Here is a 16,888-nt window from a genome sequence, read left to right as displayed (position 1 = left end):
CTAAAATAGAATGAATTTAACAAATAGCGATAATTTACCGACAAAAAAAACAATAATCCGACAAAATGCACAAAAAAAACCTTTCAAAATGAAAGGCTCTTAATTACGCTTGTCCTGTTGGTCCGAAATTTAAAGGAATTGGAGGTTGCTCCTCTTCTTTAATTTGACCATGAATACTTTCAAATCTTTGAATATTGTCATGCATAGCTTTAAGTAAACGCTTGGCATGTTGGGGTGTTAAAATTATTCTTGACTTCACTTTTGCTTTTGGAACTCCCGGCATTAGCGAAATAAAATCCAACACAAATTCTGTATTAGAATGATTAATAATAGCTAAGTTAGAATAAATTCCTTCCGCTACTTTTTCGTCTAATTCAATATTAATTTGACCTTCTTGATTGTTATTTTCCATTTTGTATTAATTTTTAAACATATAAGTCTTATAAGTTTTTTTTGAAGTTACTTCGACTAAGAATACGTTATTAAGTTCATATAAGATTATTACAAGATTAAGTATATTTTTTAATTAAAAAAAACCTAACAGAAAAAATCTGTTAGGTTTTTAAAAATATATCAAATACTATTAATTAGTAGCTGAATTCTTCTTTTCCAGCCATTAATTCGCTGTACTCTTCTTTAGAACCTACAAGAATATTATCATAATCTCTCATACCAGTTCCAGCAGGAATTCTATGACCAACAATTACATTCTCTTTCAATCCTTCTAATGTATCAATTTTACCAGCTACTGCTGCTTCGTTTAATACTTTAGTTGTTTCCTGGAACGACGCCGCAGAAATGAATGATTTAGTTTGTAACGATGCTCTAGTAATACCTTGTAATACAGGTGTAGCTGTAGCAGTAACAACATCTCTCGCAGAAACTAAGTTTTTATCTTCACGTTTTAATAATGAATTTTCATCTCTTAATTCTCTTGGAGAAACAATTTGTCCTGGTTTTAAATTCGTAGAATCACCAGCATCTTCAACAACTTTCATTCCGTATAACTTATCGTTTTCAACAATAAAGTCTGAAGTGTGTGCTAATTGATCTTCTAAGAATAATGTATCACCTGGATCTTGGATTCTTACTTTTCTCATCATCTGACGAATAACCACTTCAAAGTGTTTATCGTTGATTTTTACCCCTTGTAAACGGTAAACTTCTTGAATTTCGTTTACTAAGTATTGTTGAACAGCAGAAGGTCCTTGAATTCTTAAGATATCATCTGGAGTAATTGCTCCGTCAGATAATGGCATACCCGCTTTTACGAAGTCGTTTTCTTGAACTAAGATTTGGTTAGATAATTTAACTAAATATTTCTTAACATCACCAAATTTAGATTCAATAGACAACTCACGGTTACCTCTCTTAACTTTTCCGAAAGTAACAACACCATCAATTTCAGTAACAACAGCTGGGTTAGAAGGATTACGAGCCTCTAATAACTCCGTAATTCTTGGTAAACCTCCTGTAATATCACTTGATTTAGATGAACGACGAGGGATTTTTACTAAAACTTTACCCGCTTTAATTTTCTCACCATCATCTACCATAAGGTGAGCACCTACTGGTAAGTTGTACGATCTAATTAATTCACCATCTTTACCATAAATATGTAATGTTGGAATTAATTTTTTATTTCTAGCTTCAGAAATTACTTTTTCTTGGAAACCAGTTTGCTCATCGATTTCAACTAAGAACGATTGTCCTTGTTCGATATCTTCATAAGAAACCTTACCAGTAAATTCTGAAATAATTACACCATTATATGGATCCCATTTACAAATAGTAGCTCCTTTATCTACTGTATCTCCGTCTTTAACGAAAATTGTAGAACCATAAGGAATATTATGAGTACTTAATAAGATTCCAGTATTAACATCTACTAATTTTAATTCAGTTGAACGAGAAATTACGATATCGATAGAGTTTCCATCTACATCTTCTCCTTTAACTGTTTTTAAATCTTCGATTTCTAATTTACCAGCGAAACGAGAAACAATGCTAGATTCTTCAGAAATTCCTCCAGCAACCCCTCCAACGTGGAACGTACGAAGTGTTAACTGTGTACCTGGCTCTCCAATTGACTGTGCAGCAATAACTCCAACAGCTTCTCCTTTTTGTGCCATTTTACCAGTTGCTAAGTTACGTCCGTAACATTTAGCACAAATTCCTTTTTCAGCTTCACATGTTAATGCAGAACGAACTTCTACTTTTTCAATTGGAGAAGCTTCAATAGCTTTAACAATTGCTTCCGTAATGTGTTCACCAGCATGAACTAAAACTTGAGAATCGAATGGATTAATTACATCTTGTAATGCAACACGTCCTAAAATTCTTTCTCCTAATGTTTCAACGATTTCTTCATTTTTCTTTAAAGCAGAAACTTCAACACCTCTTAAAGTACCACAATCAACAGAGTTAATGATAACATCTTGAGAAACGTCATGTAATCTTCTTGTTAAATATCCTGCATCGGCAGTTTTAAGAGCCGTATCGGCAAGACCTTTACGAGCACCGTGCGTAGAAATGAAGTATTCTAAGATTGATAAACCTTCTTTAAAGTTAGAAAGGATCGGGTTTTCAATAATTTCACCACCACCGGCAGTAGATTTTTTAGGCTTAGCCATTAATCCACGCATACCAGTTAACTGACGAATCTGTTCTTTAGATCCCCTCGCTCCAGAGTCAAGCATCATATATACAGAGTTAAATCCTTGTTGATCTTCACGGATATTTTTCATTGCTAATTCTGTTAATTGAGCATTTGCAGATGTCCAGATATCAATAACTTGGTTATAACGCTCATTATTAGTAATAAGACCCATGTTATAGTTCATAGAAATACCATCTACTTGCTCTCTTGCATCAGCAATAAGCTTTTCTTTTTGTTCTGGAATTCTGATATCCCCTAATGAGAATGATAATCCTCCTTTGAAGGCGAATTTATATCCCATATCTTTCATATCATCTAAGAAAGCTGCAGTTGTAGGAACATCAGTTACTGCTAAAATTTTACCAATAATATCTCTTAAAGATTTCTTAGTTAAAACTTCATTGATATAACCAGCTGCTTCAGGTACTACTTCGTTAAATAATACTCTACCTGCAGTAGTTTGGATAATTTGATATACTAATTCACCTGCTTCATTAAAGTCTTTCGCTCTAACTTTAACACGTGCATTTAAGTCTAATCTTCCTTCGTTTAATGCAATGTGAACTTCTTCAACAGAATAGAAAGTTAAACCTTCACCTTTAATTTCTAATTCAGGTGTAGATAATCTTTCTTTAGTCATATAATATAAACCAAGTACCATGTCTTGAGAAGGTACCGTAATTGGAGCACCATTCGCAGGGTTCAAGATATTATGTGAAGCTAACATTAATAATTGTGCTTCCAAAATTGCTTCTGGACCTAAAGGTAAGTGAACCGCCATCTGGTCACCATCGAAATCGGCGTTGAAAGCCGTACATACTAATGGGTGTAATTGGATTGCTTTTCCTTCAATTAACTTAGGCTGGAACGCTTGGATACCTAAACGGTGAAGCGTAGGAGCACGGTTTAGTAATACTGGATGTCCTTTGATTACATTTTCTAAGATATCCCATACTACTGGTTCTTTTTTGTCGATAATTTTCTTAGCCGACTTAACTGTTTTAACGATTGCTCTTTCGATTAATTTACGAATAACGAATGGTTTGTATAGTTCAGCAGCCATATCTTTTGGTAGACCACATTCGAACAATTTCATTTCTGGTCCAACAACAATTACTGAACGCGCAGAATAATCAACACGTTTTCCTAATAAGTTTTGACGGAAACGACCTTGTTTACCTTTTAATGAATCTGATAAAGATTTTAATGGTCTGTTTGATTCTGTTTTAACAGCAGAAGCTTTTCTAGTGTTATCGAATAATGAATCTACCGCTTCTTGTAACATACGTTTTTCATTACGTAAGATTACTTCAGGAGCTTTGATTTCCATTAATCTTTTTAAACGATTGTTACGGATGATAACTCTTCTGTATAAATCATTTAAATCTGAAGTTGCGAAACGACCTCCATCAAGTGGTACTAACGGACGTAATTCTGGTGGAATAACTGGAATTACTTTTAAGATCATCCATTCTGGAAGATTTTCTCTATTAGTATTTGCTTCACGGAAAGATTCTACAACATTTAATCTTTTTAATGCTTCTGTTTTTCTTTGTTTAGAAGTTTCATTATTAGCAGCGTGACGTAATTCATACGATAAAGCATCTAAATCAGTACGCGCTAATAAATCCATAATACATTCAGCACCCATTTTAGCGATGAATTTATTAGGATCTGTATCATCTAAATATTGGTTCTCCATTGGTAAAGAATCCGAAATATTTAAATATTCTTCTTCTGTTAAGAAGTCTAATCTATTTAAAGTTTCACCATCTGGACCTTTAGCAATACCTGGTTGAATAACTACATATCTTTCATAGTAGATAATCATATCTAATTTCTTAGAAGGTAAACCTAAGATATAACCAATTTTATTTGGAAGTGAACGGAAATACCAGATATGAGCGATTGGCACAACTAAATTGATATGACCTACTCTATCTCTACGTACTTTTTTCTCTGTAACTTCAACACCACAACGGTCACAAACGATTCCTTTGTATCGAATTCTTTTGTATTTACCACAAGCACATTCGAAATCTTTTACTGGTCCGAAAATTCTTTCACAGAAAAGACCATCTCTTTCTGGCTTATGTGTACGATAGTTGATCGTTTCAGGCTTTAAAACTTCACCTCTTGATTCTGACAACATCGATTCTGGAGAAGCAAGACCAATAGTAATTCTATTAAATCTTTTTACACCAGCGTTTTTGTCTTTGTTTCTATTATTCATCATAGTTTCTACTATTGATTTATTTTCAATTAAAAATTGGATTTAGTTTGATGCATTTTTTCTCATTAAACTACTACCTCGAATTACTTCTCTAAACTTCAATTTTTTGAAGTGCTAGTTATAAGAATCATTAAGATTGTTATAAAAAATCGGAACGGGTTACGGGTATAAATCCTTTAAAAACTTGTTTATGAAAGTTTTCAGTTTTCAGTCACAGTTTTCAGAAAATACTGTAAACTGCGACTGTAACTGTTAACTATATTTATTCTTCTAATCTGATATCTAAACCAAGACCTTTTAATTCATGCATTAATACATTGAATGACTCAGGTAATCCTGGTTCTGGCATAGTTTCACCCTTAACGATTGCCTCGTAAGTTTTAGCTCTACCTGTAACATCATCAGATTTAACTGTCAAGATTTCTCTTAAAGTACTTGATGCACCATATGCTTCAAGTGCCCAAACCTCCATCTCTCCAAAACGCTGACCTCCGAATTGCGCTTTACCTCCTAAAGGTTGTTGCGTAATTAATGAGTAAGGTCCGATAGAACGAGCGTGCATTTTGTCATCAACCATGTGACCTAACTTAAGCATATAAATTACACCTACAGTTGCTGGTTGATGGAAACGATCTCCTGTTCCACCATCGTATAAGTAAGTATGACCGAATCTTGGAATTCCAGCTTCGTCTGTGAAAGCATTGATTTGATCTAATGAAGCACCGTCGAAAATTGGAGTTGCGAACTTCTTACCAGTTTTTAAACCAGCCCAACCTAATACAGTTTCATAAATCTGTCCAATGTTCATACGCGAAGGTACCCCTAGTGGATTCAATACGATATCTACTGGTGTTCCGTCTTCTAAGAAAGGCATATCTTCTTGACGAACGATTTTAGCAACAATACCTTTGTTACCGTGACGTCCTGCCATTTTATCCCCTACTTTTAACTTACGTTTTTTAGCGATATAAACTTTAGCTAATTTTAAAATTCCTGAAGGTAATTCGTCACCTACAGTAATTGTAAATTTCTCTCTTCTTAATACCCCTTGTAAATCGTTTAATTTGATTTTATAGTTGTGTACTAAGTCATTAATTAATGAGTTTGTATGCTCGTCAGTTGTCCATTGTCCTTTTGTTAAGTGAGCAAAGTCTTCAACTGCTTGTAACATCTTTTTAGTGAATTTTTTACCTTTTGGTAATACTTCTTCACCTAAATCATTAATTACACCTTGAGAAGTTTTTCCGTCAACGATTAAGAATAATTTGTCGATTAACCTGTCTTTTAATTCAACGAATTTTACTTCGAATTCCATTTCAAGTTTATCTAAATCTTCTTTATCTTTAGAACGCTTACGTTTATCTTTAACAGCTTTAGCAAATAATTTTTTGTCTAAAACTACACCGTGTAATGATGGAGACGCTTTTAATGAAGCATCTTTAACATCACCAGCTTTATCACCAAAGATAGCACGTAATAATTTTTCTTCAGGTGTTGGATCTGATTCTCCTTTTGGTGTGATTTTCCCGATAAGGATATCACCAGGTTTAACTTCAGCACCAATACGGATCATTCCGTTTTCATCTAAATCTTTAGTTGCTTCTTCAGAAACGTTTGGAATATCGTTAGTTAACTCTTCGTTACCTAATTTAGTATCTCTAACTTCTAATGAATAATCATCAACGTGGATAGATGTAAAAATATCATCACGAACAACTTTTTCAGAAATTACAATCGCATCCTCGAAGTTGTATCCTTTCCAAGGCATGAAGGCAACTTGTAAGTTTCTACCTAAAGCTAATTCTCCATTTTGCGTTGCATATCCTTCACAAAGTACTTGACCTTTAGTTACTTTATCACCTTTTCTAACGATAGGTTTTAAGTTAATAGTTGTACTTTGATTCGTTTTTCTAAATTTAATTAATTGGTATGTTTTTTCATCTTCTTCAAAACTTACCATTCTTTGCTCTTCCGTTCTATCGTACTTAATAGTTACTTTATCAGCATCTACATAAGTTACAACTCCAGAACCTTCAGCATTGATTAACACTCTTGAATCAGACGCTACTTGTCTTTCTAAACCAGTTCCAACAATTGGAGCTTCTGGTCTTAATAAAGGAACAGCCTGACGCATCATGTTTGATCCCATCAAGGCACGGTTGGCGTCATCGTGCTCTAAGAATGGAATTAAAGAAGCCGAAATAGAAGCAATCTGATTTGGAGCAACGTCTGTATAATGTACAGCAGTTGGATCTACAACTGGGAAATCTCCTTCTTCACGTGCAATTACGTTAGCAGCAGTAATTTTTCCTTTGTCGTCCATTTCAATGTTTGCTTGAGCAATCATTTTTCCTTCTTCTTCTTCAGCGCTTAAATAAATTGGTTCAGATTCTAAATCTACCACACCATCAACTACTTTACGGTAAGGTGTTTCGATGAATCCCATTCCATTTACTTTAGCATATACACCTAATGAAGAAATAAGTCCAATATTTGGTCCTTCAGGTGTTTCAATCGGACATAAACGTCCGTAGTGTGTATAGTGAACGTCACGAACCTCGAAACCAGCTCTTTCTCTAGATAAACCTCCTGGTCCAAGTGCAGATAAACGACGTTTGTGAGTAATCTCTGCTAATGGATTCGTTTGATCCATAAACTGAGATAACTGGTTAGTTCCGAAGAATGAATTAATAACCGAAGATAATGTTTTAGCATTGATCAAATCGATTGGAGTAAATACCTCGTTATCACGAACGTTCATTCTTTCACGAATTGTTCTAGCCATACGAGCTAAACCTACACCGAACTGAGCAGATAATTGTTCACCAACTGTTCTAACACGACGGTTAGATAAGTGGTCAATATCATCGATTTCAGCTTTTGAATTAATTAATTCAATTAAGTATTTTACAATCGTAATGATATCTTCTTTAGTTAAAACTTGTTTATCCATTGGGATATCTAAGCCTAACTTCTTATTCATTCTGTAACGACCTACATCACCTAAGTTGTAACGTTGATCTGAGAAGAATAATTTGTCGATAATACCACGAGCTGTTTCCTCATCTGGCGGTTCAGCATTACGTAATTGTCTGTATATGTGCTCTACTGCTTCTTTTTCAGAGTTAGTAGGGTCTTTTTGTAATGTATTATGGATGATAGCATAATCAGCTTGATTGCTATCTTCTTTGTGTAATAAAATTACTTTAACATCTGCTTCGATGATTTCTTCAACATTATCTTTATCTAAGATAGTGTCACGATCTAAAATAATTTCATTACGCTCGATAGAAACTACTTCTCCAGTATCCTCATCTACGAAATCTTCATGCCATGTATTTAATACACGTGCAGCAAGTCTTCTACCGATATATTTTTTAATTCCAGTTTTAGAAACTTTAATTTCTTCTGCTAAGTCGAAAATCTCTAAGATATCTTTATCTCTTTCGAAACCGATAGCACGGAATAAAGTTGTTACAGGTAATTTTTTCTTTCTATCAATGTACGCGTACATTACGTTATTGATATCAGTTGCGAACTCAATCCAAGATCCTTTGAAAGGAATAATTCTTGCAGAGTATAATTTTGTTCCGTTTGCGTGGAAAGATTGTCCAAAGAAAACCCCTGGAGATCTGTGTAACTGAGAAACAACTACACGTTCAGCTCCGTTGATTACGAAAGTACCGCTTGGCGCCATATAAGGAATAGTTCCTAAATATACATCTTGAACGATAGTTTCAAAATCCTCGTGCTCAGGATCTGTACAATATAATTTTAAACGCGCTTTTAAAGGAACGCTGTACGTTAACCCTCTATCAATACATTCTTCGATAGTATATCTAGGTGGGTCAATGAAATAATCTAGGAATTCTAAAACGAATTGATTTCTAGTATCAGTTATTGGAAAATTTTCCATGAAGGTATTATAAAGACCTTCGTTGCCTCTTTCATCCGATTTTGTTTCTAATTGAAAAAAATCTTTAAAAGATTTTACCTGAATATCCAAAAAGTCTGGATAACTAGGTATGTTTTTTGTTGAGGCAAAATTGATTCTTTCAGTCTGATTAGCAATCATCAATGATAAGATTTTGATTAAAAAAAAGTAATTTTTGTGTTTAACACAATTTCATAAAACAATTAATACTTTCTTTTTACAATCAATACATCTTTAAAAACAACGTATTACAATTATTTTCTTTCTTCGTATTGATTAAAAAAACAGTTTCATATAAAACTTCTTATATGAATTACGCCTTTAATAAGTGGTTGTTTACAACAAACTTTTGTTAATAGCGATTTTGTATTCTAAAATATTTTATAATAAAATATGATTTAATTTTATTATACGAAAAATGGTTTAGACCACTGAGAACAGTTCTCAGGGTCTAAACCTAGCTTGTTTTGTAAGTTAGATTATTTTAACTCAACAACAGCACCTGCTTCTTCTAAAGCTTTCTTAAGACCTTCAGCCTCATCTTTAGAAACTCCTTCTTTAACGTTTGTTGGAGCAGCATCAACTAAATCTTTAGCTTCTTTAAGACCTAAACCAGTTAATTCTTTAACCGCTTTAACAACTCCTAATTTAGAAGCACCAGCGTCTTTTAATACTACTGTAAATTCAGTTTGAGCTTCAGCACCACCTGCTTCACCACCACCAGCAGCAACTACTACAGCTGCAGCAGCTGGTTCGATACCATAATCATCTTTTAATATTGTTGCTAATTCGTTAACTTCTTTAACTGTTAAGTTAACTAATTGTTCTGCGAATTGTTTTAAATCTGCCATTTTTTCTATCTTTAATGTGTTTAAAATATGTAATTTATTAAGTGCGTTTTGTTTTATTCTGCAGCTTCACCTTTAGTTTCAGCATTGTTTAATAAAGCTGAAAGTACACGTTTAGCTGGAGATTGTAATAATCCGATAATTTCACCGATAACTTCTTCTCTAGACTTGATAGCTACTAAGCTGTCTAATAATTCGTCACCGATATAAATTTCTTCATTAATATAAGCTCCTTTTAAAACTGGTTTTTGACCTTTTTTACGGAATTCTTTAATAATTTTTGCAGGACCATTAGCTGTTTCTGCAATCATGATTGAAGTATTTCCTTTTAAAGTCGAAGCTAAATCTCCGAAGTCGTTTGATGAACTTTCCATTGCTTTTTCTAACAATGTATTTTTCACAACTTCTAATTTAATACCTGCTTTAAAACATGCTCTTCTTAAGTCTGAAGTAGTTCCTGCATCAAGTCCAGAAATGTCTGCTAAATACACAACATTTACATCTGCTAACTGTGCAGTTAAATCTTCAATAGCAATTGATTTTTCTTCTCTAGTCATACTAAATATGTTTAACTACCAATTATACTGCTTTAGGATCTAAAGCAATAGCAGGACTCATAGTACTTGTTAAGTGGATAGACTTAATATAAGTACCTTTAGCTGCAGTTGGTTTTAATTTGATTAATGTTTGAACGATTTCATGAGCATTGTCGTAGATTTTATCTGCATCAAATGAGATTCTACCAATACCAGCATGAACGATACCAGTTTTATCAACTTTAAAGTCAATTTTACCAGCTTTTACTTCTTGAACAGCTTTAGCAACATCCATAGTTACAGTACCTGTTTTAGGGTTTGGCATTAAACCTCTTGGTCCTAAAACACGTCCTAATGGACCTAATTTACCCATAACAGCTGGCATAGTGATAATTACATCAACATCTGTCCAACCATCTTTAATTTTTTGAAGGTAATCATCTAAACCTACGTGGTCTGCACCAGCAGCTTTAGCTTCAGCTTCTTTATCTGGAGTAACAAGAGCTAAAACTCTTACATCTTTTCCTGTTCCGTGAGGTAAAGTTACTACACCTCTAACCATTTGATTTGCTTTTCTAGGATCAACTCCAAGTTTAACAGCGATATCAACTGATTCATCAAACTTTGCAGAAGCAACTTGTTTGATTAAAGCTGAAGCATCTTTTAAAGAATATAATTTATTCTTTTCAATTTTAGCAGCAGCTTCTTTTTGTTTTTTTGTCAATTTTGCCATATCTCTTATTTTATAGGAGAATCTCCAGTTACAGTTATACCCATAGATCTAGCTGTTCCAGCAACCATACTCATAGCAGCTTCAGTAGTGAATGCATTTAAATCTGGCATTTTATCTTCAGCGATAGCCTTAATCTGATCCCAAGTAACGCTTGCTACTTTTTTACGATTAGGTTCTCCTGATCCAGATTTTAATTTTGCAGCATCCAATAATTGCACTGCAGCAGGTGGAGTTTTGATAACAAAATCAAATGATTTGTCTTTGTACACAGTAATTTGTACTGGACAAATTTTGCCAGGTTTATCTTGTGTTCTAGCATTGAATTGCTTACAGAACTCCATGATGTTAACCCCAGCAGCTCCCAAAGCAGGTCCAACCGGTGGCGACGGGTTCGCAGCACCTCCCTTAACTTGTAGTTTAACTACTTTACTAACTTCTTTAGCCATTGTTTAAAAATTTAACACATCTATCAATTGGAAGCGATTGATGCGGATTTATATTCGTAACGTATTATACTTTTTCAACCTGCATAAAACTTAATTCTAATGGCGTTTTTCTTCCGAAAATTTTAACCATTACTTCAAGTTTACGCTTTTCTTCATTTACTTTTTCAATTGTTCCATTGAAACCATTGAAAGGACCATCAATAACTTTTACTGTTTCATTTACAGAATATGGGATATTGATATTTTCTGTTTTAACAGATAATTCATCAACTTTTCCTAACATTCTATTTACTTCAGCTTGTCTTAATGGCACTGCATCACCACCTTTAGTTTCACCTAAAAATCCGATAACACCAGTAATTGATTTTATAATATGAGGAATTTCCCCAGTTAAGTTAGCTTCAATCATAACATAACCTGGAAAATATACTCTTTCTTTTGCTATTTTTTTCCCATCTCTAACTTGAACTACTTTTTCAGTAGGCACAAGTACTTGAGAAATGTAATCAGCCATTCCAACACGGTTAATTTCTTGCTCAATATAAGCCTTAACCTTGTTTTCCTGTCCGCTTACCGCTCTTACAACATACCACTTCTTTACGTTATTATCAGCCATTATAAATTAACCTTTTAACAAATTAAAGAATCCATTTAATATCTTAGTAAAAGATAAATCAACACCCCAAGTTGCTAAAGCAAAAATTACTGAAAACAATGCAACAACAATTGTGTACTTTTGAACTTCGTTCCACTCTGGCCAAGTTACATTTGATTTTAATTCTTCGAATGCTTCAGAAAAATATTTTAACATGATATCTTACATTATTTTGCACGAGCGGAGGGATTCGAACCCCCATCAATGGTTTTGGAGACCACTATTCTGCCCTTGAACTACGCTCGTTTGTTAAAAACTGTGTCGTTAAAAACGACACAGTTATTTATAATTGACTTATAATTAGTCTAAAATTTCAGTAACCTGTCCAGCACCTACAGTTCTACCACCTTCACGGATAGCGAAACGTAAACCTACAGACATAGCGATTGGAGATAATAATTCAACATCAATTGTTAAGTTATCACCTGGCATTACCATCTCTCTTCCAGCAGGTAACATAATAGTACCAGTTACGTCAGTTGTACGTACGTAGAACTGTGGACGGTAGTTATTATGGAATGGAGTGTGACGTCCACCTTCTTCTTTTTTCAAGATATAAACCTCAGCTTTGAATTTAGCGTGTGGCTTAACAGATCCTGGCTTAACAATTACCATACCTCTTTTGATATCAGCTTTGTCAATACCTCTTAATAATAAACCTACGTTATCTCCAGCTTCACCTCTATCTAAGATTTTACGGAACATCTCAACTCCTGTAATTGTAGAAGTTAATTTATCAGCTCCCATACCGATGATTTCAACAGGATCTCCAGTATTAGCAACTCCAGTTTCGATACGACCTGTAGCAACAGTTCCACGACCTGTAATTGTAAATACGTCCTCAACTGGCATTAAGAATGGTTTTTCAACGTCACGAACTGGTAATTCAATCCAGTTGTCAACAGCATCCATTAATTCCATGATTGTAGCAACCCATTTTGGATCACCGTTTAATCCACCTAAAGCAGATCCTTGGATAACTGGTCCATTATCACCATCATATTGATAGAAAGATAATAAATCTCTGATTTCCATTTCAACTAACTCTAATAACTCAGCATCATCAACCATATCAACTTTGTTCATGAATACTACCATTCTAGGTACACCTACTTGACGACCTAAAAGGATGTGCTCACGAGTTTGTGGCATTGGACCATCAGTAGCAGCTACTACTAAGATAGCACCATCCATTTGCGCAGCACCAGTAACCATGTTCTTAACGTAATCCGCGTGACCTGGACAGTCAACGTGAGCGTAGTGACGGTTAGCAGTTGAATACTCAACGTGAGATGTGTTAATTGTAATACCTCTTTCTTTTTCTTCTGGAGCGTTATCGATTTGGTCGAATGATTTTGCTTCAGATAAACCTGCATCTGCTAATACTTTAGTAATTGCAGCTGTTAACGTAGTTTTACCGTGGTCTACGTGTCCGATAGTACCAATATTTAAATGGGGCTTCGAACGGTCGAATGTTTCCTTTGCCATGATTTTAAAATTTAATCTTAGTTATTTATTATTAGTGTTCAAAAATATACATTTTTACTATGAGCCAATGACGGGATTTGAACCCGTGACCTCTTCCTTACCAAGGAAGCACTCTACCCCTGAGCTACACCGGCAAGTGTGAGTCCAGAAGTTTGAATTTAGAAATTAGAATTTGTATCTCTAAATTCAGAACTCTAAATTCATTAGTGGGGAGAGCAGGATTCGAACCTGCGAAGGTTTCCCAACGGATTTACAGTCCGTCCTCGTTGGCCGCTTGAGTATCTCCCCTAGCCAAAACTTCAAAATTTGCATTTTGAAATTAATTTTTTCAATAATTCAAAGAGCCGATGGAGGGACTCGAACCCACGACCTGCTGATTACAAATCAGCTGCTCTAGCCAGCTGAGCTACACCGGCATTTCTATACATAGAAAAAGTCCGCTATTTCTAACGGACTGCAAATGTATGGATTTTATTTATTAATCAAAACTTTTTTAAATATTTTTTTCAATTAACTGTGAGCACGCAATTTTTCTTTTCTTTTAACTAATAATCGTTCTAATGATTCAATTGCTAAATCGGCAGCTTCTTCGAATGATTTACTTTGCTTTTTTACCACAAAATCATCTCCTGGTACTAAAACTTTTAATTCTACAATTTTATTCTCCTTTTCACTCGTATTATCTAACTTTAAAAAAGCATCAGAAGATACAACCCTATCATAATATTTTTCTAATCTAGACATTCTCTCATCTACGAAATCAACCAATTTTCTGTCAATATTAAAATTAACTGCATGAATATTTACTTTCATAATAATAAATAGTTATTAAATTAAACATTGCTTACTTGTTTCTCGGATGTGCGTCTTTGTAAACTTTTTTTAATTCAGACAAACTACTGTGTGTGTAAATCTGAGTAGAAGACAAACTTGCATGACCGAGCAACTCTTTTACTGAATTTAAATCTGCACCGCTATTTAACAAATGTGTTGCAAACGAATGCCTAAGAACGTGGGGACTTTTTTTTATCTTTTCAGATATAGTACTAAAGTAATCATTTATTAATCGATAAACAAATGTTTCACTTAATTTATTTCCTTTTTTAGACAATATTAACTTATTTGGCGTTATAATACTTTCTAATTCCGCTCTTCGTAACAGATACAACTTCAGCAAGTCGATTGTTGCAGGTAAAATAGGCACAATTCGTTCTTTATTTCTCTTCCCTAACACTTTAATTGTTTTCCCGTAAAAATCAACCGCATTCGTTTCTAAATTAATTAGTTCTGCTCGTCTCATTCCGGTTGCATAGAACAATTCAACAACCAATCTATTTCGAACAGATTCAAAATCATTTTCTAAAAAATGAATTTCAAATAATTGATTGATTTCTTTTTCAGAAAAAGGAATTTGAACTTGTTTGGAAGTTTTTAAGGATTTATGTTTGGAAAAAGGATTTATTTCTATTTGTTTCGTTTTTAGAAGAAATTTAAAAAACGATTTAAGTGACGCCATTTTTCTATTGATCGAATTGGCAGAAAATTCATGATCGGATAAATATACAATCCAACTTCTAATTAACGAATAACTCACTTCTTCAATTCGACAAGAATCGTGGTATTCATTTAAAAAAGATTGAAAAGCTACTATATCATTATAATATGCTTTTACTGTTAAAAGAGAATACTTTTTTTCTTTTAGTAAATACTCACTATGTGCTTCGAGATTATTGCGCATAAAAAAACCGTTAGTTACAAATTTATAATTTATAAACTAACGGTTGATATGTTTATTCAAAAAAGATATTAACTTTCTAAGCTATCTCTTAATGTTTGAATATAAGCAGCTTTTTGAATTTGAGCTCTTCTTGTTACAGATGGCTTCGTGAATTGTTGACGTGCACGTAACTGACGAACAGTACCTGTTTTATCAAATTTTCTTTTATAGCGCTTTAATGCTCTATCGATATTTTCTCCGTCTTTAATTGGGATAATTAACATAATCTAGACACCTCCTCTCATTTACGGGTGCAAAAGTATATATTTATTTTGAAAAACAAACTATTAAGTCGAAAATATTTTAAAAACAAAAAACCAAGTAACAATTATTTATTACTTGGTTTTATACATTATTCGCTTCGTTATTTTAATAACTATGGTTGAACCGCTGGTTTATAGTTTTGGTTATCAATTATCATTTTTGATAAAATTTCTTTTAAGATTTCAGAAGTTCCACCACCAATTGGTCCTAAACGGCTATCTCTTAACAAACGTGCTAAAGGATATTCTTCCATATAACCGTATCCACCAAGCATTTGTAAACAATCGTAAATAGCTAGGTCTGCCACTTTTGTAGATTTTAATTTAGCCATAGTTGCTTCCTTAACTACATATTCTCCTTTATCTAAACGAGCTGTTGCCGCATAATTAAACAACTTACAGTGTTCTACTTCAGTTGCATGTTCCACCATCGTATGTCTTAACGCTTGGAATTGATTAATTGTTTTCCCAAACGCTTCACGTTCCGACATATAATTAATAGTATACTCAATAGCATATTCCGCTCTAGCATGAGCATTGATAGCCATAATTAATCTTTCGAAAGCAAAATGTTGCATGATATATGGAAATCCTTTTCCTTCTTCACCCATTAAATTTTCAGCAGGAATTTCTACGTTATCAAAAGCGATTTCTGCAGTATCTGAAGCTCTCCAACCTAATTTATCCAATTTTGTAGCCGAAATTCCTTTTACAGATTTATCAACTAAAAACATACTGATTCCTTTATTTCCTAATTCCGGACTAGTTTTAGCCGCCACTACGTAGTAATCAGCATAAACTCCATTTGTAATAAATGTTTTAGAACCATTAATAACATACTTATCTCCTTGCTTAACTGCAGTTGTTCTCATTCCAGCCACATCACTTCCTCCAAAAGGTTCTGTAATACATAATGCTCCGATTTTTTCACCCGCAATACTTGGTGCTAAATATTCTTGTTTAATTCTTTCACAACCTTCAGCATTTAAATGCGTCATTGCTAAATAAGCATGAGCCCACATAGCTGCTGCAAAACCAGAAGATTTAATTTTTTGAAGTTCCTCTAAGAAAACAACTGTGTAAAACAAATCTAAATTCATTCCACCATATGCTTCAGGATATTTCAATCCGAAAAAGCCCATTTCTCCGAATTTCTTCCAAATGAATCGTTCTATTGTTCCTTCTTTTTCCCATTTTTCAATGTGCGGAACAACTTCCTTTTGTAAAAAACTTCGAAAACTCTCTCTAAATAATTCGTGTTCTTCTGTAAAATATGCTGAGTTCATATCTCTAATTGTGTAATTTTATTGGTTTAA

14 protein-coding genes and 4 tRNA genes are annotated in these 16,888 nt (G+C 33.7%); all 18 read right to left on the bottom strand.

Annotated elements, in window-relative coordinates; translation table 11 throughout:
• Positions 1-103: 103 nt before the first annotated feature.
• Positions 104-412 carry a DUF3467 domain-containing protein gene (locus tag BMY86_RS06090; RefSeq protein WP_091466494.1) on the bottom strand — a complete coding sequence of 103 codons (309 nt, stop codon included), beginning with the start codon at positions 410-412 and terminating at the stop codon, positions 104-106.
• A 175-nt stretch (positions 413-587) separates the two neighbouring features.
• Positions 588-4,895, bottom strand: a complete 4,308-nt coding sequence (gene rpoC / locus BMY86_RS06085) for a DNA-directed RNA polymerase subunit beta' (protein ID WP_177177136.1) — start codon at positions 4,893-4,895, stop codon at positions 588-590.
• 259 nt (positions 4,896-5,154) lie between these two features.
• The gene (gene rpoB, locus BMY86_RS06080; RefSeq protein ID WP_091466490.1) at positions 5,155-8,967 is read right to left on the bottom strand and encodes a DNA-directed RNA polymerase subunit beta; all 3,813 of its coding nucleotides are present in this window, start codon (positions 8,965-8,967) and stop codon (positions 5,155-5,157) included.
• Positions 8,968-9,305: 338 nt separating this feature from the next.
• On the bottom strand, positions 9,306-9,677 hold the full coding sequence (rplL, locus tag BMY86_RS06075) for a 50S ribosomal protein L7/L12 (protein WP_091466488.1): 372 nt from the start codon (positions 9,675-9,677) through the stop codon (positions 9,306-9,308).
• Positions 9,678-9,730: 53 nt separating this feature from the next.
• Positions 9,731-10,231, bottom strand: a complete 501-nt coding sequence (gene rplJ, locus BMY86_RS06070; protein WP_091466486.1) for a 50S ribosomal protein L10 — start codon at positions 10,229-10,231, stop codon at positions 9,731-9,733.
• 22 nt (positions 10,232-10,253) lie between these two features.
• Positions 10,254-10,943 (bottom strand): 50S ribosomal protein L1, encoded by a 690-nt coding sequence (gene rplA / locus BMY86_RS06065; protein ID WP_091466483.1) that lies wholly within the window; start codon positions 10,941-10,943, stop codon positions 10,254-10,256.
• A 5-nt stretch (positions 10,944-10,948) separates the two neighbouring features.
• Complete coding sequence (rplK, locus tag BMY86_RS06060) at positions 10,949-11,389, bottom strand: 50S ribosomal protein L11 (protein ID WP_091466480.1); 441 nt, start codon at positions 11,387-11,389, stop codon at positions 10,949-10,951.
• 64 nt (positions 11,390-11,453) lie between these two features.
• Positions 11,454-12,005, bottom strand: a complete 552-nt coding sequence (gene nusG, locus BMY86_RS06055; protein ID WP_091466477.1) for a transcription termination/antitermination protein NusG — start codon at positions 12,003-12,005, stop codon at positions 11,454-11,456.
• Between the two features lie 6 nt (positions 12,006-12,011).
• On the bottom strand, positions 12,012-12,200 hold the full coding sequence (secE, locus tag BMY86_RS06050; protein WP_091466474.1) for a preprotein translocase subunit SecE: 189 nt from the start codon (positions 12,198-12,200) through the stop codon (positions 12,012-12,014).
• Between the two features lie 19 nt (positions 12,201-12,219).
• Positions 12,220-12,290: transfer RNA gene (locus BMY86_RS06045), tRNA-Trp, on the bottom strand.
• 54 nt (positions 12,291-12,344) lie between these two features.
• Positions 12,345-13,532, bottom strand: a complete 1,188-nt coding sequence (gene tuf / locus BMY86_RS06040; RefSeq protein WP_091466472.1) for an elongation factor Tu — start codon at positions 13,530-13,532, stop codon at positions 12,345-12,347.
• A gap of 62 nt (positions 13,533-13,594) precedes the next feature.
• Positions 13,595-13,666, bottom strand: a tRNA-Thr gene (locus tag BMY86_RS06035).
• 73 nt (positions 13,667-13,739) lie between these two features.
• Positions 13,740-13,820: transfer RNA gene (locus tag BMY86_RS06030), tRNA-Tyr, on the bottom strand.
• Between the two features lie 54 nt (positions 13,821-13,874).
• Positions 13,875-13,948 (bottom strand) — tRNA-Thr (locus BMY86_RS06025).
• Between the two features lie 94 nt (positions 13,949-14,042).
• Positions 14,043-14,345: a ribosome hibernation-promoting factor, HPF/YfiA family gene (hpf, locus tag BMY86_RS06020; RefSeq protein ID WP_091466469.1), complete on the bottom strand. Its 303-nt coding sequence runs from the start codon at positions 14,343-14,345 to the stop codon at positions 14,043-14,045.
• Positions 14,346-14,376: 31 nt separating this feature from the next.
• Positions 14,377-15,270 (bottom strand): tyrosine-type recombinase/integrase, encoded by an 894-nt coding sequence (locus BMY86_RS06015; protein WP_091466467.1) that lies wholly within the window; start codon positions 15,268-15,270, stop codon positions 14,377-14,379.
• Positions 15,271-15,338: 68 nt separating this feature from the next.
• The gene (gene rpsU, locus BMY86_RS06010; RefSeq protein WP_091466464.1) at positions 15,339-15,533 is read right to left on the bottom strand and encodes a 30S ribosomal protein S21; all 195 of its coding nucleotides are present in this window, start codon (positions 15,531-15,533) and stop codon (positions 15,339-15,341) included.
• Between the two features lie 152 nt (positions 15,534-15,685).
• Positions 15,686-16,858: an acyl-CoA dehydrogenase family protein gene (locus BMY86_RS06005; RefSeq protein WP_091466462.1), complete on the bottom strand. Its 1,173-nt coding sequence runs from the start codon at positions 16,856-16,858 to the stop codon at positions 15,686-15,688.
• Positions 16,859-16,888 lie beyond the last annotated feature (30 nt).

Origin of the sequence: Flavobacterium urocaniciphilum (assembly GCF_900110615.1) — a bacterium.
In the GTDB taxonomy this organism is placed as follows: Bacteria; Bacteroidota; Bacteroidia; order Flavobacteriales; family Flavobacteriaceae; genus Flavobacterium; species Flavobacterium urocaniciphilum.
The sequence above is the reverse complement of the archived record's forward strand: the minus strand, read 5'-3'. Positions and strand labels throughout refer to the sequence as shown.

What these genes read in the sequence shown, in the direction of transcription:
- BMY86_RS06090 (WP_091466494.1), bottom strand. Translation starts at nt 412, where the DNA reads ATGGAAAATAACAATCAAGAAGGTCAAATTAATATTGAATTAGACGAA.
- rpoC (WP_177177136.1), bottom strand. Translation starts at nt 4,895, where the DNA reads ATGATGAATAATAGAAACAAAGACAAAAACGCTGGTGTAAAAAGATTT.
- rpoB (WP_091466490.1), bottom strand. Translation starts at nt 8,967, where the DNA reads ATGATTGCTAATCAGACTGAAAGAATCAATTTTGCCTCAACAAAAAAC.
- rplL (WP_091466488.1), bottom strand. Translation starts at nt 9,677, where the DNA reads ATGGCAGATTTAAAACAATTCGCAGAACAATTAGTTAACTTAACAGTT.
- rplJ (WP_091466486.1), bottom strand. Translation starts at nt 10,231, where the DNA reads ATGACTAGAGAAGAAAAATCAATTGCTATTGAAGATTTAACTGCACAG.
- rplA (WP_091466483.1), bottom strand. Translation starts at nt 10,943, where the DNA reads ATGGCAAAATTGACAAAAAAACAAAAAGAAGCTGCTGCTAAAATTGAA.
- rplK (WP_091466480.1), bottom strand. Translation starts at nt 11,389, where the DNA reads ATGGCTAAAGAAGTTAGTAAAGTAGTTAAACTACAAGTTAAGGGAGGT.
- nusG (WP_091466477.1), bottom strand. Translation starts at nt 12,005, where the DNA reads ATGGCTGATAATAACGTAAAGAAGTGGTATGTTGTAAGAGCGGTAAGC.
- secE (WP_091466474.1), bottom strand. Translation starts at nt 12,200, where the DNA reads ATGTTAAAATATTTTTCTGAAGCATTCGAAGAATTAAAATCAAATGTA.
- tuf (WP_091466472.1), bottom strand. Translation starts at nt 13,532, where the DNA reads ATGGCAAAGGAAACATTCGACCGTTCGAAGCCCCATTTAAATATTGGT.
- hpf (WP_091466469.1), bottom strand. Translation starts at nt 14,345, where the DNA reads ATGAAAGTAAATATTCATGCAGTTAATTTTAATATTGACAGAAAATTG.
- BMY86_RS06015 (WP_091466467.1), bottom strand. Translation starts at nt 15,270, where the DNA reads ATGCGCAATAATCTCGAAGCACATAGTGAGTATTTACTAAAAGAAAAA.
- rpsU (WP_091466464.1), bottom strand. Translation starts at nt 15,533, where the DNA reads ATGTTAATTATCCCAATTAAAGACGGAGAAAATATCGATAGAGCATTA.
- BMY86_RS06005 (WP_091466462.1), bottom strand. Translation starts at nt 16,858, where the DNA reads ATGAACTCAGCATATTTTACAGAAGAACACGAATTATTTAGAGAGAGT.